We start from the raw sequence: 18748 nt of genomic DNA on the forward strand, positions 1-18748 counted from the left end.
GCTTTTTTTATATTAATTCTATATCAAATATCGTTTTCAATCTTCTTGTAAGATCATCATTTATTGACGGGACAGTAATAAAGAGTCGTTCTCTTGCTCTACTCAAAGCTACATAAGATATTCTATGTTCCTCATTTTTCTTCAAGTCTGGATTCAGAAAGATTTCCAATTTATCTGAGGAATTAAAAACAATAAGGACATTATCAAATTCGTCGCCCTTTGACTTATGAATCGTCTTATGCTTACTAAAATCTTCGCTAATATTGACACATAGGGCTAACTGTTCATAACTATTAGCTTCATAAAAAGTTGCAGCTGCCCCTTTACCTAACTTAGATATCTCTGTCTTTACATTATTTTTTACTAATAGATAAAAATCATGTAGCGGTTTATTTTTGTAGTCATAATACTGTTCTAGCAATAGATATAGCGACTTTAACGCTCTCTTCTTTCTTTCATTAGCATCATTAATATCTCTTTCAAAACTTTCAAGTTCTTTTATTGCCTTATTTATGTTTCCTTCTCGGGCATATTCTACAGCTTTCAAGCAACTAGCAACTACCTTGCTTCTGTATTTATTACTGCTAGAGGATTTATCTATATCAATAAATTCTTCAATTAGTCTATCATTCATATAGTCTCCATTATAATCTCTTCTCATTGCATTAGATGTTGGATTATCACGAGATAATGAGTAAATATCTTCACCGTTGTTGCAATATTTTTTTGCGCAGGATAATGCAGCCATCCTTTCACCAACTATGAGTTTTGGAATATCTCCTTGAATATTTCTAATTTTATTTTGCTTTATGTCTTTTCGAATTATATTTAAAATATCTATGATAGAATTTGTACTTCTTCGATTATCCTCAATCACGTATTCCACTAAACCAGGCAATTTAAAAGAGGAGAACTGAGCAGGAACCGCGCCTTGAAATCCGAAAATAGATTGAGCTTCATCGCCAATAATTCCAACAATTGTTTCCTGTGCACCAATTAATTTCAGGATTTCAATTTGTATTGGATTTGTATCTTGAAACTCATCAATAAACATATAAGGAAATTTAGATCGTACTACATTTAAAACAAAAGGATACTTCTTTAGTAGTTGATAGCTAAAAAAGAGGACATCATCATGTTCAAGAATGCCCTTTAACCAATAATTTTTTTTGTAAGCGAGCAAATCTAAACTAAGGATATTTAAACAATTTTTATTTAAGTACCTTCGATCATCTTCCTGGACTATATAATAAGCCTGTCTATTATCACAAGTAGGTAAAATATCTCCATTTTTGTCTATATGATATTTTAGGCTCTTGAGCCACCGCGTAATGCTTTCAACATTCTCACGTAGTTTAATCAGTTGATTAACGGAATAAGGATTTACTAACTGATCTGAATTAGGATGATTTTCAATCCAATGCTTTACTTTTTTAAAGTGAAGTACCGGATCTTGATGTCCATCCATTTTTTTAATATTTAGTTCATATTCGTTACCGAGGAAAGAAGCATACGGTTTTAATACATGTTTGTACAAAAAACTATGTAAAGTCGAGACTTCAACTTGATGTATATTAGTTCCTAATCGTTTTAAAATGGTATCCACTGCAATGTTAGTGTATGTAATGCAGGCAATTTTCCGTGTTTTTTTTAGTCTTTTAGTTTGATGAAGAACATTTTTAATGTGATTTATGAGCCAGTATGTCTTTCCGGCACCAGGACCGGCAGATACTCGAAAGTGCTCCTCGATAGGGATTAGTGTTTTAGAATGTATTTTTATCATTTAAGTACCCAACTTATTGCTTCCTTAATATAATTGGGAACAACGAATTCTTGATAACCTTCTTTTCCTTTTTTATTGATGTTGTCTGTTAGAATGTAAGCCAGTTCCAATGCGTTTTCTCCTTTTCCAATTGAATTTAAGTAGCGGGAAGCAATAAGTGCTCGTTTCTTTTCATCTATGCTCCATGTAGTATTTGAGCTAATACCTTGCAAAATTCTTTCATTCTCTTTACTTACTCTAAGGAGACCTTCAAAAGCTTCTAACTCAGCACCCGACTTAAATAATTTCATCATTGTCTTTAACTCTTCTTGATTTTTCATCGATTCAGTAACAAGCAATTCAAGTGAGGGATTGTGCAAAATTAGATCATACTCAAATGTTGTGCCTTCCTTTTCATCCTGACTAAAGAATAAGATGTTATAATGTCCTTCTTTCGGAAATAAGCTATATGAAGGATTGTGCATATAGTCATATTTATCTTCTTGTTCACCGTATTCAAAAGGATAACATTTGCTATAGCTAGCCCCTTTCTTCTTCTCCTTTCTCTCGGGATCTCGATCTGTAATGCATGCTATCTTTTTATTGATGCTGTACGGATTGGTTGAGCTAAATAAATTTAAAAAGTGATCAAAGAATCTTCCTCCAACATTTACAATTGCTACGTGATTTTCCTCTAGTGAAAATCCTTCATATCTAGCTAAGGTAGAGAATAATAGTTGCTCAGCCAATCCCTCAACTAAAATAACTTTCTGAGCAAATAACATATCAGATTTAGTGGCATCAAGAAATCTTTGCACATATTTTTTGCTTTTTTCATTGTTTTGGAATGCTTTACCGGGATAACCCACACTTGTCTCACCATTCTCATTATGCAAACAGATCATTTCATCTAATGATACAGAGGATGTAATATGGGTTGAATGTGTTGATACGAAAATCTGCCTGACCTTTTTCTCTTCTTTATTTTTTAATAAGAATTTTAGAAACTGGTGCTGCATAGCTGGATGTAAGTGTGCTTCAGGTTCTTCAATTGCTAAAACTGGAAAGACTTTTGCGTTACTCCCTAGATAATTACCGTCTGAACTAACTTGCATCTTAGATAACAATAGTGACATGAAAATCAGATTATTGTATCCCAATCCGTTATGCGTTGCAGGGATCTTGATTCCGGTTTCGTACTCAACTATCAGCTTTAAAGCCGAAAACATCTCAACATCAGAGATACTTCCATCAAAACTTGGATTTGCTTTATTAAAAGATGCACCAGTATCTTTTGCATAAGATAAAATATGTCCTTTACCTAGCTCCATTCGCTTTATAAGATCCAAGATTAAAGAATCTGCTCCTTCGGAAAAGGTTTGTTTTTTAAATTTGATTTTTTCTGTTTTTTGTTCCTCTGTCATGGTTTGGTCTGACTTTATATCGTAGTCCATATAGAAGTCTAGTACATCTCGGAGAAGAGTGTTTCTACCAGAGAGCATATCTCTTTCTACATCCCTAATTGCATCTAGAAATTGAAAATCAAATTTTTGCAATGATTCATTATCCGCTATGTTCTGACCAGTTATATTGCCTCCCCAGATCTTACTTACATATAGTCTTAGAAAATCCTGTTGAACGATTTTCCAAGCTTTATCTTTATCGGTGACATTGCTAAGTGCCCTAACATACTTTTCGGTTTCTTTCTCGGGAAGATAAAATTCATATGTCAATAGTGCCTCATAGGGCTCTTCGAGCTTGATTAACCAGTTTGCAACTGTGACCAGATCATCGGAATGTAATTCTTCGTTTTCACTTTGTCTTATGGTTACGCCTACCCGTATTCTTGGTGGATTTACTTTCAATTCCTCAAGAGAGGTGTTTTTATTAAAATCGTGAATTTCTAATCTCTTTTTACCGTTGGAATTTAGAACTAAGGCTAATGCACTAATTAGGTTGGTCTTACCTGCGTTATTATGACCTATGATCACATTAACACCATCATTAAAGATGATTTCCTTTTCTCCGAAATTTCTGTATTTTTCAATTTCAACTTTATAAATATACATATGTACTGTACCCCCAATTCTTACTTAAATATAATTTTTGTTAGATTAACGTGCCTTTTAAGAGAATCCTTTGCTCTTTAATCGATTCAATATCATATCCATATCACTCATACTTTGTAAATTAGCAATGTTAAAGTATTCAGATAACATAACACTCAAGGGTTTCGCAAAGTTAAGTACGATTTCGTCGACCATTAGACTAATATACTTGTCATTCTTACATGACCTCTGCTCTAAATAATCGTATAAGTTAACTTCAGTACTACTATAATGAAGCATATTTCTTAAAGTTCTACATTCCTCAGAAATGCTCTCTTCATAAGCATTCATAAGATCTAATAGTTTACTTTTACATTTATGATTCAACTCTAAAAAGTAATCAGGAAGATATTTTTGGATATTCTTCAAATTATCCATTACTTGGTCTATTTTCATAGTAAGTAATCTTAACAAGATATACCCTGCGTTATTGAGAGCAAGTACATTTTCAGCCGAAATGTTATCCTTAAGCCAAATACAGGTTACTAATTCCTGCTGTATTAATAGGAGTCGAGTAATAAGAGCATTCTTCTTTTTATCACCCGTGAAAAGTGAGGTATGGTGAATATCTTTTTCACTATATCCCAGATCGTCTGCTAATATCATCGGTTTTGGAATTTCAAATTTAAGCTTACCTTGAGATAAATTCGATATGTGCTGTAAAAATTTTGTGCTAATGTTTCCTATATCTCGAAAAAATGAAAAAATTTCTGTTGCGATATTATCATTTTTAAAAAATGTCGTATCATAATAGAGGTATGTAGGATAAAGAGTACTTCCAATGAGATTCCCATCTTCCAGATAAAATCCCAGGTTGTTTACATCATCACCATATTTCTCAACATGAAATGCCAATATTTCTTCATGCATTTTTAGGTTATTGCTACTATTCAATTTTACTTTATGCCGAATTTTTTTGATTTCCGTGTTCAGTTCATATGAAGAACCAAGTATTTCTTTGTTAATTTGGTAAAGAACTAAACAAACATCTCTTGCAATTGGAAATACGGGAACTGCCGTAAATTTTTTATTCCCTATAAATTGTAAAAGCGATATTATACCTGATAAGTCACAATATGCGGTACGTAAAGCAGAAAATTCGAATGAATTTGTTTCCATTCTTTTAGTCATATGGCTTCTATTACCTCCTTTTATTTCTATAACTTTTTGTAAGCGAATATTCATAAAATTCCCTAACATCATTTGTTATCCAAATTATAACATTATACTTAAAGAATCTACATAATTATAAATTCTATTTCCATGAAAAAAATGGCTGAATACCTCTTTGAGAAAAGCATCAAAAAAGACGCCCAGTTAATGAAATCGTAAATACGTATAACCTTGCTTATAATGCTGAATTTTGATTTAAGAAACAGTGGTTAGGTTATCAATCATGATAAGATCGTTAATACACTTATTGACCGTGACCTCTGTTTTATTTCTTTGTAAATGGATTTAGACTTTGGACATAAGTAATTTAATAAGAACGAACGTTCTCTAATGATGATGTGCTTATAATGGAATTAACAGCTGTTATAAAAGTGTCTAATTCCAAATATAAGTAACCGCATCCGTACAAGTTCTTGTCTTAGTTCGAGAAACGGATGTGAACCAATAATATTAATGATTTACCTGTCCCTCGACAGACCTCGTTCTCTTTATATTTCCAGCATCTTGCTAGAGATGGATCACCATATTATTCTCTCGGGCCTTCTTTACGCCGAACTTAAAACTTAATAAAAATCATCCAGTTTGTAGGCACTTGTCCATACGGTAATCGGTACAAGTTCTTGTCCTCAACTGCCAGTTTCAGTCTGATATTTCGTTTTTTTAATGCCTAGCCGACAGTGTTAACCTCTCAACGTGTCGGTTTTCCTTTAACAATATGAACATTGTTATGTATTATGGTATTAAATGAAGTTGTAAATGCGTGTGCTTAATGTTTAGATATACACCTAATTGGCAATCGGACTATGTTCTTGTCCATTTCGGTAATAGGTACAAGTTCTTGTCTTTTGCTCGGGACAAGAACTTGTACCGATAAAATAAAAAAGCCGCTAAAATAGCGACTCCAATAGGACTATGTTCTTGTCCCTCGACATTTCATGGTTGGTAACTTTATGTTATTCTACAGTAAGGTTTGTGTGTACATTGACACAAAGTTCCCCCACATCATTTCCAATTCAATTACAACTTGAAATTGTCCACCTCCTTCGACCACCGTTAAAACACCATTCAGTTTCTTTAACGTTTCTTTGTACGCTCTGCCATTGTCTTTTAGATTGAATCGTAAGCGAGTGGCGCAGTGTGTAAGTCCAGATACATTTTTTTCTCCGCCAATTAACTGAATTATTTCTTTAGCGAGTTCGTTATGGCTCATGCTGATTCTCCTCTAATTTTTCTCATATTGAAGACCAAAAAACCTAAACTCACCTCTTAAGAGATTTGTTTAGGTTTTGCCTTTTGGTTACAACCCTAAATTGGTTTCTATTCGTGTTGCCGTATAACTCGCAAGAACATGCTTAACAACTGATTAGCTACTCGATCTAAACTAAATCAAAGTATATCTTAAGATGAACCTCGGTTCGTCCGAAGATATTATCTAATAGGTTCTTGTCCCTCGACATTAATTGGACAAACTGGTCAGCCTCTTTTATTTTGTCCGTTGTCGATTCATCCAATACACAGACCTAGGCCAGCGGTTCTCAACAGAATAAAGCCTTTTTCGTTGATTGGTGTAATACGTGTAAGAATAATCCAGCCTTTTGGTATATTGACTCAGCCTATTCATGTCTCCTGACAAGGCGTCAGCGGCCGCATCAGCCGCATCACGCCCGGTCACAAGTGCTTGCGATATTCCATGCGCAGCTATGGGATCATAGCATATGGCGGAATCCCCAACCGCGATCCAATCTTTCCCTGCTGTAACCTCTAATCTGCCACTTGATAGATGAACAATGTTTTGTGATACAATTTTCCTTGCACCACCACAGTGTCGACGAATACGAGCAGAAGTGTGTACAGTCGCGGACAGAGTATCTTCTACCCATTCGGAACTTTTATGCAATAACCAAGGGGATGCTGCATCAGCATCCGTTACCAAAATGACGGACAGTAAACCGCCAGGTAAGCAGGATGAATACCACCATCCTGACTCCATAGCTTCTATCATAGCAAAAAATTCAGCCGGTTTCTCAGACCTGTATACAGTACAATGGGCAATCTGTCGATCTTCTCTTATTCTAGATATGCCCAATTTTCGTGCAAAAGCCGATGTTTTACCGCTTGCCTCGATTACCATGCGAACATGTCTAATTGCCTTATCGGTTTGTACAATCCATCCTTTGGAATCAGATGTGACATCAATCAATGTGCCATTGTACATTTCGATGCCCTGCTCATTCACTTGGTCCTCAATCATACGCTCAAACCGTAATCGATCAACATACCAACCGCCGCCTGATGGTCTACTGATTGCATCGGAGAATTCGATCCGGTTGCTGCCCCATATCGATCTTGTACCACTCGATTTTAAGTGTCCAGCATCTAGGAATTTATTCCAGCATCCAAGCTGGTGTAGCACTCGCGAAGTTTCGACAGATAGATGATCACCGACCAGTTCTCGAGGTTGTTTTCTCTTTGTAACCACCTGGACTTTCAACCTATACTGATGTAAACGTAATGCAGTTGCTAATCCTGCAGGGCCGCCACCGATTACCAGTACATCTAGTTCATCGCTAGACTGAATCATTATCGATCCCTACCATCCGATTCGATCCTTCGGCCAGTCTCGACCCATAGTGTGTTGGGAAATAGGTCTTCACTTGGACCATCACGCTGCACAACGATACCAATTTTCGACCACTGCTCCGTGAATTTCTTTATTGCAACTTCAAATTCAAGAGTAGCTGGTGGAATTTTGTCGTTGTAGACGATATCTCTCAACCACCGTGGTCTTATTCTAGGATTCAAGGCACCTAGTCTTTCTGGAATCGAAGCCGACTTATCCATCATTCGCTCATATTGCTCTTCTGTCATTACATCATTTGGAACACGCGCAGGCCAAAATGTCGGTAAATACTCACCAGTGTACATCTTGTAAGAAGACAAACAACTAGCCGTATCAGTTTGCCATGGCACTGCCATCCATCTAGTAATATCGCCTGGGCAGCTTCCATCAAGTGGGCCGTCTTTTGCAAGAACCTCATCGGCCGCAAGCAAGTCTCCCCATTCCATCTGATCAAATGCACGGCGCTTCAGTCTAAAAGGTGCTTCATACATAAGTGGAATCCTCATATTCCAAGTAAATTCCGCACCAGGGTGGAATGGCCCACCAGTAGTTTCCTCCAGTGCTGCACGAGTTAATCCTAAAGCTTGCTCTGAAGGTGACAGATCCTCCCACTTTTTTATCCTCGAAAGTTCTTCGTTAATATCAAAGTTACCTTCTGCCCATTGCTTTAACCATTGATGCTGGGTGCCAAGAAGCGCCATCATTTCTCTTGGATCGTTTGAGTTCAAATCATTAAGAGTCATCGCGTCACCATAAATACGTGGCCAGCTATCTGCTTGTAAATAATTATACGGCTGGCTTCTAAACCTTCTGAACAAAGCTTGACGTGTAGGTAGATTACGTACGCTTTTATCTTTTAACTTTTCAATTATTCGAGGGTCTGAAAAATCTGTGAAGTTCCCCCATCCAAATTCCAATGCAAAACCAGCATTTACCCATTGATAATCACTCATTCGTTTAAAAATAGGTAATATATGGGTAAAAAATTCAGGGCGAGAAGGAGCATTACTTGGATTCATCGATATAGAGGTTTCTAATAGTAGGTCGTAACCTGTTACAAGTGACTGCACATTAGGTGCAAAATTAGGAGGAGCTGTAATAACCCAGGCACCTTGTGCTTCGTGAGTGATACCATCAATAGTCACTTTCGCATCAATTGAACCGTCGCTAATATCATCGTGCCAATTTTCGTTGTTAGCAAAGTCACTCAAAGATTCATCGAGAATTGGTGAAGACATTCCGCGGCCGCCAAGAAAGATTAAGCGTCCGGCCTCGTCTGTTCGTAATTCTCCTAAATAAACTGACTTTCCGACAAAACTGCCAGTATCAAAAGCGTAAGCATTTTCTCCACCATTTTTGTTCATATTTACACCGGAAATCATCCTTTCTCCAGGATCAATCACCAGCTTTTTTCGATCCTCAAGAACATACTTTGAATTGCGTTTTTCACTAGAAATTGTTTGTGCATCAGGAATGTCAAAAGCAAGATCAAATTTATACCAGGCAGATTTCTTATTTGCTACGTGTACGCGCCACTCAATGTTCGCTTCTTCGTTAGTAAGCTCTTTAATGATTTCTCCTTGCTCATTCAATCCATATATTCTGAACCTTGCCGCTTGCCGTTTGATCTGACCGGACTTGTCCCGATAATCTGAGGGATCCATTATGTTCTGATTTGGCACCTCAGGTCCTAAGAAATAATCGTCAGGACTATCTCCTACACGGGCAATCCCAATTGCAGGATAAATAGCCACCTTAACAATTCGCTCGACTTTGGATTTTTTCATTCGTAATCTCCCCTCTATTCATTGGGTATAAAATTAGTCGGTATATTTGGTCAACAACTCTTATCCCGTTACCCTGCGTAGTTGGTTTAGATTTCATCGACAAACTTTTCGTGCTTACGCTGGATAATTCAGAATAGTTTGCTCTGTAGCGTGCGCCTAAATAGCTGGCATTATACGCTAGATAAGCTCGACTTTCACCTTTAGATTTCTTGTTTAGAGGGGATACCGCTGGTATCGGCGGTTTGAGCTAGTTGATAAAATTTAGGTTCTTAGATGTCATGTCATCAGGTTCTTGCGATTTCATCTTAAGAATACTCGAGAACAAAAGAAAGAAAGCCGCAATTCTTCACAAAGAGTGACGAGTAAAGATGCCCGATTTCAGATTGTAGAGGACTTGCGAGTGCGTCATAATCTGCCTTGGCTCTTGAAGTTAGCTGCGGGTTCACGTTCGGGCTACTATAAGTGGAGAAAAAGTAGACAGGCGACAAACGAAAGTAGACAAAAAGAACATGAATTGGAATCGCACTTGCTTGCCATTCATCGCGTTCATCCCTACTTTGGTTACCTTCGAATGACGGTGGCTTTACGGAGAGAAGGCCTGAGAGTTAACCACAAAAAGGTGTATCGATTAATGAAACAATTAGGGATCTGTTCTGTCATTCGAAAAAAGCGTCGATTCTTTGGGAAACAAGCTTCTTTAGTGAATCCAAACCGACTCGAGCGTCAGTTTCAAGCGAGTTCAATACGAACTAAACTGGTTACAGATATCACCTATATTCGCGCTGGAGAACAGTTTGTGTACCTGTCTATCATTCAGGATTTGTATAATAACGAAATTGTGACTGGCTATCTTTCCGAACGAAATGACCTTGCTTTGGTTCATGAAACGCTAAGCCATTCAACCGTAAACTGAAACAACTCGGTATGCTAGGAAGTCACTCCAGGCGCGGGAATTGCCTGGACAATGCCTGTATCGAGTCTTTCTTCTCTCATTTAAAGACCGAGAAAATATACTTGAATGAGGCAGCAAACCAAGCGGAGGTTGAGCAGCAAGTGAGCGAATATATTCTGTTCTATAACCAGAACCGATTCCAGAAAAGACTAAACGACCGCTTCCCAGTGGAATATCGGGAAACGGCCACAGCTTAAAATCGTCTTTATTTCACTGTCTACTTGACAGGGTTATGACCAAATTAGCGGCTTCAATGGGAATATGTCCTTGTCCCTCGAAAAGATCGGCGTATTATTATGTCTAACCGATAGTGTCTTCTGCTACTAACCCAACTAGGGATGCTCCTTCTGGTCGTGGAAAGAGCAAGGGTTGTTTGTCAACCTTCGTTGAACAGAAAACACGTCTGTAGACTGCGATTCAAATACCCCATCGAACAGTCTTGTCGTTGGAGAATGCCCTTTGGTGTAGCTGCTGCTCAGTACCCCCTACTAAGGCGTTTCGAACGGCTTACGGTAGACCGCCGCAAGGAGTTTGCCTGTTATGCGGACCTGGAACAAACACACAGCGTACAGATCTATTTTGCTGATGCGCACTCTTCCTGACAACGCGGTTCGAATGAGAAAGCGAACAGTCTACTTCGAGAGTTCTTTCCCAAGCGCCCGGACTTTGCGCAAATATCAGATGTAACATTGGAGTGTTCGCTTCATTTAATCAACCATTGCCAACGAGAATTCACAATCTTTTACAGAGGAACTTTCGCACTTGGTTTGACAATCCCTCATATTTAAGCCCTTTTCAAATCTACTAGGGAATGGTAGACACAGTATTAGAAAAGTAAAGGATGGCTTTCTTCTTTGCATGGATCTCTCGAAGAGATATTCTACCAGACAAAAGGGTCTTGACAAAACCATAAAGTTGCTATCCATTTTTGTCCTTTTTTTACTGGAAGACTGGCATGTATGGAAAGCGGATGGGGTTCAGTGGTTCCTCTTTTACAATTTTCGAAAACGAGTAACTTCCCCTCAGATGGTGAAATCTGTAGATTGAGTTGAGGAAAAAAGGTTTCTCCTCCAACGTTCGGCGTGTTCAAATAAAGTATAGCTGTGAAAATCCTTTGTCCATATTGAAAAGCGGCCTCTCTTCCTTTTACTGTGTTAAGGTCATAGCAATCAGAATGCACTTCAAATTTCCCACCGATTTGATACCGGACGATTTGTAAGTGTTCATCATGGTGTAATGGCCGATCAACTATGGCAGCAATACGCTGAGAGAGTTGATGTGGCAACCAAACTTGCTCCGATATACGTCTATGGGAGTATTCCTCTCCCTTTTCTGAAAGTACTGTTGAAGGCATAAGTTTACTTTCGGCTAATTTGATCAATTCACGACATTCAGAAGGAGTGGCCACTTGTTCGAAACAGACGATGAAAGGATCATCGTGAAGATAATTAGTAGGTGGTTTCATATTTACCCTCCTGTAATATTCTTCTATCCGGAAATTTGATCATTTACTCCTTTATACCGCGCAGGAAGATCACCCGAATCCGGATTAAGTGAGGGCAATGCTTCACAAAGACGAGCTTTTTGTCCTTTTTCTCTAATTTCAATTGCTCTTGTGCTGTTCCATACACTCTTTATAGGTGTATTCTTAACACTACCCATTTTATTATCCTTTGTTTTACTCCAATTACACGGGTATACGTCGAAACAGGAATCAATAAAACAAGTAGTTAGGCCACAAAAACAATGATTTTGTTTACAATCCATTAGAGATTTTTTCTTATCCCGTTGAAAAGGAAGCCTAATTTTATCTTCACCAAGTTCATCTTGTAGTTCTAGAGCCTTCTGCCAGAATTCTTTCATTCTTTTTTCTTCAACCGCTAGATCCATACCACTTGTGAGACTAGAATGTGTAGGTATAACAGGGGTAAAACGGAATTGCTTAACCCCTGGGTACTCATCTATTAAATCTAGTGCGGAATTAATGTTTCCTGAGTGAATTGTTGAATTGATATCAACTTGTAATCCATTTGAAAGTGCAATTTTAATTGCTTCTTTAACATCGTTACCCTTTCCACGTGCACTATCATTATCTATCGGTTCATTTGAGTCTAAACTGATATTTAGGGTGAATTTGATTCCTTTAATATGAAGCTTAACCAAACGTTTTAATAAATTTCCATTCAATAACTTTAGTCCATTAGTGTTTATTGAGGGAACTAAACCTGATTGCCATGAAGCCTCAATAAAGTCTACCATATTTGGATGGAGAAACGGCTCACCTCCAGAGAAAGTTAATGACCAAATCGGGAATTCACCCAACTCTTTTAGAAGTGAGATAACCCTTTCAGCTTCAAGTAAAGATCCATCAAAAGGCATAGAGCTACAGTATCGACATCTTAATTGACAGTATGAGTTTACATCAATTAGTACACTCATAGGTCCGGATAGATAAGTTTCTAATGGCATTGTTCTAACACCATAATTACAGAATCTAATTCTTCAAGTTCGATATGCAAATTCTTTGCTACCTGCTCTTTTTCTAATCCTCTAATAAGTAACCTAGTAGCTTCTGTTGCTTGCTTATCTAATTTATATACTTCTCCTGTTCGTCTGTTTAAAAGAAGTGAACCAAATGGCTCTTCTCGAATTAAAAATGCTGATTCGGTTCCTTCATTAAAGCCCACTTCAGGTGGCAGGGTTGCCATTTGTCCGAACCAAGACCCAGGTGCAGGTGATGTAGGTACCACATTAGCTTCATTCCCATAAGGTGTATTGAAGTTTACTGTAGGATCATTAATAAATAATTCTATTTTCATTAGTTAACCTCCTTTAAGTTTTCCCTATATAACTATAGTGTCCGATTAATGGATATTTATTCATAAGATACTATATTTTGTGCTGCGTAGCAATGCATCCGTATCCAAGGGAAGTGGAAGTAGGAGCGTGCTAGCAACTGGAAGATAAGTTACACGCCACATGGTTCCCTGAGCAGATCGAGAAACGCTTTAGAACAGGAGATTAACCCACTTTAATATCATTTACCACTGGATCTATGTAGGTCGTCTAACGGAGGGGGCTTTGTATGTATTTATGTATTCCGGCACAAAGGTAAACGTCGGAAAGCCACGGAAACACGAGGTAAAATTGCTGTTGGCAGATCAATTTCTCGGCGTCAGAAAGACAGAAACGTTTGGGCATTGGAAGCTTGATACGAGATTTTCCGGTCGTGGAAAAAGCAAGGGTTGTGTGGCAACCTTCATTGAACGGAAAACACGTGTATACCGCGATTCAAAATGCCAGATCGGATGACTTCTACGACAGACCGTGGCAAGGGGTTGCCTGCTAAGCGAACCTGATTTACCGTGTCGGAATCAATCCGAGAAAAGCGGCTGATCAGCAATCCGGGAATGCATTGGTTAAAAGCGCCGTCATAAGGGGCACTTCCCAAATCATTCGGGCCAGCCGGGATCTGACACTTGCAGCGGTAAATCGGTTACGATGCGCATTCTTTCACCAACGACTCCTTATTCGGCAGGCTTTCAGCACTCATGATCATCTAGCACCAGGCTGACCAGCACCTGATTGCTGACGATCGGGGTCATAGATCAGAGTGATATAGACGGCAGACAAGAAAAGGCCCACCGTGTAAATAGGTTCGCGGCCTGACGGTGGGTTTTTATCCGGTCAGATACTGGCCTTATGCTCATGATATTTCGCTTATTAATATCTAACTGCCCGTGTTTATCTCTTTTCGAGTCATTTGTTACATAAGAAATGCGAAAACTGTCCTGCATTATACTAATTATTAGGGTTTTAATTCATCGCTTTTCATTTAGGCATTCATCTAATCGGTAATCGGACTATGTTCGTTGTCCTTATCTCTAGACACGAACTTGTACCGATAAAATAAAAAAGCCGCTGAATTAGCGACTTCGATGGGACTATGTTCTTGTCCCTCGACAAATGTCTCGATTTGTTATTACTTATTGTATGTCCACGAATATGACAAAAAGTACCCTACTTTCATGCATTTATGCCCTTTGTCTTTAATTAACGGAGCAAATTTGGAATCTGATCTGTATTCCTTCATCATTTTCTAGCCTGGTAGGCAACTTTGTGTCAATCCTCCAGTCTGGTGGGTAACTTTATGTCAAATTCCAGCCTGGTAGGGAACTTTATGTCATTAAAAATTGACACAAAGTTCCCTACCAAAAATTAAAAAAACCTTATTCTACAAGGGTTTTCTTGGTGGGTATCTTTATGTCATTCAACATTAAATGTTGGGTTGGTTATCTTATCTTTAGAAGTCTGAGTATCCTTCAGTTTGGTTATTTCTTTAGATCCTATGCCGCCTGTTTGATCTGAAGTAATGTTGTTTACCTCTATCTGGTTGCGTGGAGGTGCGCTTTCCCCTACAGGAATGAAGTCAATGTACATAGGGATAACTTTCAAGGAGATAATGAATGATGCTAGTTCATTTTGTCTCTACCATTTCTATTCGCTTTTTCATAGAATAGAACAAGTGCCCTTCCCCTTACCCGCAATAAAAACAGGAAGGCTCTCAAAGCCTTCCTGTGGATTTATATAACGATCTTATTGGTTTAATTTCCAGTTCTCTATTTCCCACAATTTTTTACTTTTTTCTTTTCATGTGTCTATTCCAACGATGGTCAGCGACTCAGGGGCTAGAGCTTCTGAAAGATACGCTACTTTGAAACTTCCAGAACATACTCACAAAACTAAACATACAACTTTACTTCTTTGATTTTGGAATCTTGAACACGACAGACCTTAAAGTATTTAGTTTAACTTTGCTGCATGTTGCAGTATAAGAAAGAATGACGTCATTCATCATAAGAGATCTATTTTGTAGAAAGCTCACTCTCCACTAACCATTGGTGATTTTTAACCGGGTTTCCGCCGGTTGTTGGTGTATAATCGACCATATAAACCGTTGTTCTCTCAGCTGAATCAATAGTGGCCTCAGCACCCATCATGCCTTCCATATGATCTGCTTCAAGCATAACTTTGGTCCCTGGTTTTAAGGGCTCAGTGCCTGCATCTTTGATTTCTTCTTGAACAACCCACTTATGATCCGGTATTGGGTCTCCTCCAGTAGTTGGAGTAAAAGTTACTGTGTACGCTACCGTATCATATGCGCCTACTACTTTTGCCTTGGCTCCGTCCATGCCTTCCATGTGATCAGCATGGATGACGACTTCGTCTCCAACTTTATAAGTCGGATTCTCAGCTTCTTTTATGCCCTCTGGAACCTCACCCGATCCTGAATGATCCATCTCCCCCATATTCGAGTGCTCGCTTTCTGTAGCCGTATTGGAATTGTTGTTATTCTCCTTGTTCCCACATGCACTCAACACCAATATAACTGCCAAGCTAAGTAAAATGAGTATTTTCTTCAATATTGTCACACACCCTTTACTTTTATTTTTTGTACTTATGGGGGGGAATCGAGTCACTTTAACATTTTACCCAAAAACTTTGAAGATATTGTGAAGTTACATCTAATGATCCATATTATTTGTAAGGTAGTTCCTTGACGGTAAAAGCTACGGGTTCTTGTCCCCGACATATTTATATTTTACATCCACAATAATTAATGTCCTCTAAGGTGATAATTGAGAACTTAAAATGTGTGCCAGGTGATGTTCTCTCTGGTGATATTTAGTTTCAAGAAAGAATATATTGTTTTACCGTTGGTTGGCGATGCGTCTGAATAGCTAGGGTGAAAGATGAACTATTCATCTTGGCTTCAAAGGAGTCAGCAATGTCGAAATAATTCCGACCCATAAAGTGGCTTGCCCAAAAACTTATTATTGGCATTTAGGTCATACACTTTAGAGCTACTATTGTCACTTAAATATCCATCTATCGGTAATCGGCATGTTCCTATCCAGTTTCGGCAATAGGTACATGTCTTTGTCCAGAACCAATATTTCGCTTTTTTTAATACATAGCCATTCGTGTTTACCACTCATTGTGTCCGTTGTTCTTCATGTACTATGGTACTAATGTGGTTCTAAGTGCATATGCTCATTACTTAGATATCCAACTAACCGGTAATCGGACTATGTTCTTGTCCATTTCGGCAATCCGTACAAGTTGTTGTCCTCAACAGCTAGTTCAGTGCCAATTTTCCGCTTTTTTAATACCTAACCGCCTGTGTTTATCTCTTATCGAGTCTTTTCTTCCATAAGAAATGTGAAAACTGTCTGCATTATGCTGCCTATTGAGGTTATAACTGCATCGCTTTTTATTTAAATATCCATCTAATCGGTAATCGGACTATGTTCTTGTCCATTCCGGTAATCGGTACAAGTTCTTGTCGTTTCGGTGGTTGCCAGCAGTTTGACTCCGCGATGTTTACCTGTGGTTGGAATCATCCGTTGCTTGCCGCGGAGAAACCACGTTTTCTGAATCGCTTGGTAGTCGCGAATCATGGATTCGTCTTCAAACAGGACGTGCTGAATCTCGTCCTCCATCACTCTTTTTTTAGTCGGAAAACGTGGATTCTGTAAAGATTCGTTGTTTTTCTTTGTCCGCTGCTGCCAAGGTATATGTGGGTTTCGTGTAACTTAGCCCCTGGCGATGCATCATTTTGGAGATACCCCGAAGCGAATACGTGACTCAAAAACTCCCGCTCAATCAGGGCAGAAATGATCTCCAGTGTCCAATTGTGCCGTGTCGTAAAGCCTACATCATGCGGAACGGAGCTCACGATCGTTTGTTTCAACTGTTCTTGTTGTTCTGAAGTTAATCAAACAGGCGCACCTGGTGAATGATTCATTTCGAGACCCGAAAGCCCTCCGGTTCAATATAACCTTTTACGGTTTTCGTAGCTAGATTGATGGTATGAGCAATTTGTTCAATTTCTGTTCCTTGTAGATACAAATGCAGTGTCTGGTATCGTTCGTACATCCGTCGTTTTTTCGCTTGCTTCATCGCGGTTTCAATCTCTTGAAAATATGCTCTAAGGTCCATTACATTCCCCTGCCTGTCTGAAGTCGTTGTTCCCTTTTGTCCTCAAACTATCCTGCCTGTTGGCTGAAAAAAAGCAACCGATCACGTTGGTCGGCTGCTTTTTTGTTTCATATCGCTATCATTTTCCGTTAGCTTAACAATTGACGACGATCAATTATTGCTTTACAAGATTGAGTAGCCCATTTTATACAAAAACCGGGTTGTTCTAAGGAGGAATCGTCTCATAGTGAAGGATAACCTGTTTTTATCGTTACAGCAGATAGAAATATAGTTATTCCTTCTCTTTAATATCCTTCATGAATTTCAGGACAGCTTCGCTCATCTCCTTGTATTTGGTCCAATGAAGATAATGATGACCTTTTAAAGGGATGATAGTACTTGAAGTATGATCCGTAAGCTGGGTTTGTATAAAAGTAAATTGAGATCTCCCATCCTCATTCACCCTGCCATCGTCTCTTGTAAAAAACAATACGGGCAGATTTGATGGAAATGACATATGAGCAGTTTTTTTTACGTTACCAACCAGCTCATTTGCCTCTTGAACTATATTTTTGTTGTAACCATTCCATGCCGTCATGGCTTTGGTCATTGCTAAATTCTCACCCGAGTAAGCACCTTCACTCTCAAGAGGAAGATAAGCACTATCATCCAAAGATATAGCAAGTCTAGCTAATCCGGTGGGAGCCGCATATCTCATAAAACCCGGCATGGACGGAGGGGATTCATTGAAGTACGCAAGGGCCGCTGGCAACGTCGCTTCTATTCCTACTATCGCTTTAACCTCCTCAGGAAACTCATGAGCATAGTACATGCTATAAATTCCGGAAATAGAATGCGGCATTAATACATAGGGCCCTTTAATATTTAATTGCTTCAATGCACTCCGTAGTTCCCCGACGATGTGCTCCACCGTTCTTTTCTTCTCCGTCTTATCACTCCAGCCATATCCAAACGACTCCAGGACGACAACTCTGTTATGCTTGGACATTTCATTAATTAAAGGCTCAAAATCCAGTACAGGTGAGGCTGTTCCCAAGCCGCTTAACAATACAATAGTGTTGGGTCCGTTACCCTTTGTGTAGACATGCATCCGTTTATTTTCAATTTGGATATACTGCCCTATTGCCGGGTATTTATGCTGTTCTACCAGCTTCATGACATGATGAAAGCCAATCCAAATGAGTACAGCGGACAAAATGAATAGAAGCAGTCTCTTGAGAATGATTAAAATCTTATTTTTCTTTTTGACGATCACTTAGTTACTTGGCTCCTTCCCTTATTCTTTTCGGCGTAAAAAATGGCCCAATTTAGAGCATCTCGTTACATTTAACCTTTCTTCCGCTC

The 18748-nt window shown here is 38.6% G+C and carries 14 protein-coding genes and 4 pseudogenes; 4 read left to right on the forward strand and 14 right to left on the reverse strand.

Features of this window, described 5'->3' with window-relative positions; genetic code table 11:
- Nucleotides 1-7: 7 nt before the first annotated feature.
- The 6 genes and pseudogenes from J7E78_RS21225 to J7E78_RS21250 form a co-directional block, all read right to left on the reverse strand.
- A complete protein-coding gene (locus J7E78_RS21225; RefSeq protein WP_215078089.1) occupies nucleotides 8-1783 on the reverse strand; it encodes a UvrD-helicase domain-containing protein in 1776 nt (591 codons plus the stop codon).
- Complete coding sequence (locus J7E78_RS21230; protein ID WP_215078090.1) at nucleotides 1780-3831, reverse strand: AAA family ATPase; 2052 nt, start codon at nucleotides 3829-3831, stop codon at nucleotides 1780-1782. The genes J7E78_RS21225 and J7E78_RS21230 overlap by 4 nt, the downstream gene beginning before the upstream one ends.
- A gap of 57 nt (nucleotides 3832-3888) precedes the next feature.
- Complete coding sequence (locus tag J7E78_RS21235; RefSeq protein WP_215078091.1) at nucleotides 3889-5001, reverse strand: DNA polymerase III subunit gamma/tau; 1113 nt, start codon at nucleotides 4999-5001, stop codon at nucleotides 3889-3891.
- Nucleotides 5002-6058: 1057 nt separating this feature from the next.
- Nucleotides 6059-6253 (reverse strand): annotated as a pseudogene (locus J7E78_RS21240) (PTS transporter subunit EIIB); the annotation flags it as partial.
- Between the two features lie 273 nt (nucleotides 6254-6526).
- A complete protein-coding gene (locus J7E78_RS21245) occupies nucleotides 6527-7624 on the reverse strand; it encodes an NAD(P)/FAD-dependent oxidoreductase (protein WP_215078093.1) in 1098 nt (365 codons plus the stop codon).
- Entirely contained in the window at nucleotides 7624-9450 is a 1827-nt protein-coding gene (locus J7E78_RS21250) for a LodA/GoxA family CTQ-dependent oxidase (RefSeq protein ID WP_215078094.1), read from the reverse strand. The genes J7E78_RS21245 and J7E78_RS21250 overlap by 1 nt, the downstream gene beginning before the upstream one ends.
- Nucleotides 9451-9850: 400 nt before the next feature.
- Between J7E78_RS21250 and J7E78_RS21255 the strand changes: the two genes are divergently transcribed.
- From J7E78_RS21255 to J7E78_RS30200, 3 genes and pseudogenes are all read left to right on the forward strand, one after another.
- Entirely contained in the window at nucleotides 9851-10363 is a 513-nt protein-coding gene (locus J7E78_RS21255) for an IS3 family transposase (protein ID WP_215078095.1), read from the forward strand.
- 11 nt (nucleotides 10364-10374) lie between these two features.
- The gene (locus tag J7E78_RS21260) at nucleotides 10375-10599 is read left to right on the forward strand and encodes an IS3 family transposase (RefSeq protein ID WP_215078096.1); all 225 of its coding nucleotides are present in this window, start codon (nucleotides 10375-10377) and stop codon (nucleotides 10597-10599) included.
- Between the two features lie 149 nt (nucleotides 10600-10748).
- Nucleotides 10749-11173, forward strand: a pseudogene (locus J7E78_RS30200) (IS30 family transposase); the annotation flags it as partial.
- 109 nt (nucleotides 11174-11282) lie between these two features.
- Here the strand turns inward: J7E78_RS30200 and J7E78_RS21265 are convergent.
- Genes J7E78_RS21265 through J7E78_RS21275 form a run of 3 tightly spaced genes read right to left on the reverse strand, consistent with a single transcriptional unit; the run spans nucleotide 11283 to nucleotide 13221 of the window.
- Complete coding sequence (locus tag J7E78_RS21265; RefSeq protein ID WP_215078097.1) at nucleotides 11283-11867, reverse strand: prolyl hydroxylase family protein; 585 nt, start codon at nucleotides 11865-11867, stop codon at nucleotides 11283-11285.
- Between the two features lie 23 nt (nucleotides 11868-11890).
- Complete coding sequence (locus tag J7E78_RS21270) at nucleotides 11891-12871, reverse strand: radical SAM protein (protein ID WP_215078098.1); 981 nt, start codon at nucleotides 12869-12871, stop codon at nucleotides 11891-11893.
- Nucleotides 12862-13221, reverse strand: coding sequence for a hypothetical protein (locus tag J7E78_RS21275; protein WP_215078099.1), 360 nt, complete (start codon nucleotides 13219-13221; stop codon nucleotides 12862-12864). The genes J7E78_RS21270 and J7E78_RS21275 overlap by 10 nt, the downstream gene beginning before the upstream one ends.
- Before the next feature lie 243 nt (nucleotides 13222-13464).
- On the opposite strand from J7E78_RS21275, the pseudogene J7E78_RS29480 reads away from it, so the two are divergent.
- Nucleotides 13465-13687: pseudogene (locus J7E78_RS29480) on the forward strand (IS30 family transposase); the annotation flags it as partial.
- Nucleotides 13688-15267: 1580 nt separating this feature from the next.
- On the opposite strand, the gene J7E78_RS21280 reads toward J7E78_RS29480, so the two are convergent.
- From J7E78_RS21280 to J7E78_RS21300, 5 genes and pseudogenes are all read right to left on the reverse strand, one after another.
- Nucleotides 15268-15825 (reverse strand): YdhK family protein, encoded by a 558-nt coding sequence (locus tag J7E78_RS21280; protein WP_215078100.1) that lies wholly within the window; start codon nucleotides 15823-15825, stop codon nucleotides 15268-15270.
- Between the two features lie 867 nt (nucleotides 15826-16692).
- Nucleotides 16693-16905: a hypothetical protein gene (locus tag J7E78_RS21285; protein ID WP_215078101.1), complete on the reverse strand. Its 213-nt coding sequence runs from the start codon at nucleotides 16903-16905 to the stop codon at nucleotides 16693-16695.
- A gap of 10 nt (nucleotides 16906-16915) precedes the next feature.
- A pseudogene (locus J7E78_RS30095) lies at nucleotides 16916-17038 on the reverse strand (helix-turn-helix domain-containing protein); the annotation flags it as partial.
- Nucleotides 17039-17206: 168 nt separating this feature from the next.
- A complete protein-coding gene (locus J7E78_RS21295) occupies nucleotides 17207-17404 on the reverse strand; it encodes a terminase gpP N-terminus-related DNA-binding protein (RefSeq protein WP_215078103.1) in 198 nt (65 codons plus the stop codon).
- A 271-nt stretch (nucleotides 17405-17675) separates the two neighbouring features.
- Entirely contained in the window at nucleotides 17676-18659 is a 984-nt protein-coding gene (locus J7E78_RS21300; RefSeq protein WP_311517783.1) for an alpha/beta fold hydrolase, read from the reverse strand.
- Between the last annotated feature and the right edge of the window lie 89 nt (nucleotides 18660-18748).

It is taken from the genome of Paenibacillus polymyxa, assembly GCF_018614975.1.
Classification (GTDB): domain Bacteria; phylum Bacillota; class Bacilli; order Paenibacillales; family Paenibacillaceae; genus Paenibacillus; species Paenibacillus polymyxa_E.

Coding starts and splice junctions, on each gene's coding strand:
- J7E78_RS21235 (WP_215078091.1), bottom strand. CDS start 5,001: ATGACTAAAAGAATGGAAACAAATTCATTCGAATTTTCTGCTTTACGT.
- J7E78_RS21285 (WP_215078101.1), bottom strand. CDS start 16,905: ATGGAGGACGAGATTCAGCACGTCCTGTTTGAAGACGAATCCATGATT.
- J7E78_RS21295 (WP_215078103.1), bottom strand. CDS start 17,404: ATGGACCTTAGAGCATATTTTCAAGAGATTGAAACCGCGATGAAGCAA.
- J7E78_RS21250 (WP_215078094.1), bottom strand. CDS start 9,450: ATGAAAAAATCCAAAGTCGAGCGAATTGTTAAGGTGGCTATTTATCCT.
- J7E78_RS21270 (WP_215078098.1), bottom strand. CDS start 12,871: ATGCCATTAGAAACTTATCTATCCGGACCTATGAGTGTACTAATTGAT.
- J7E78_RS21230 (WP_215078090.1), bottom strand. CDS start 3,831: ATGTATATTTATAAAGTTGAAATTGAAAAATACAGAAATTTCGGAGAA.
- J7E78_RS21245 (WP_215078093.1), bottom strand. CDS start 7,624: ATGATTCAGTCTAGCGATGAACTAGATGTACTGGTAATCGGTGGCGGC.
- J7E78_RS21265 (WP_215078097.1), bottom strand. CDS start 11,867: ATGAAACCACCTACTAATTATCTTCACGATGATCCTTTCATCGTCTGT.
- J7E78_RS21275 (WP_215078099.1), bottom strand. CDS start 13,221: ATGAAAATAGAATTATTTATTAATGATCCTACAGTAAACTTCAATACA.
- J7E78_RS21225 (WP_215078089.1), bottom strand. CDS start 1,783: ATGATAAAAATACATTCTAAAACACTAATCCCTATCGAGGAGCACTTT.
- J7E78_RS21260 (WP_215078096.1), top strand. CDS start 10,375: ATGCTAGGAAGTCACTCCAGGCGCGGGAATTGCCTGGACAATGCCTGT.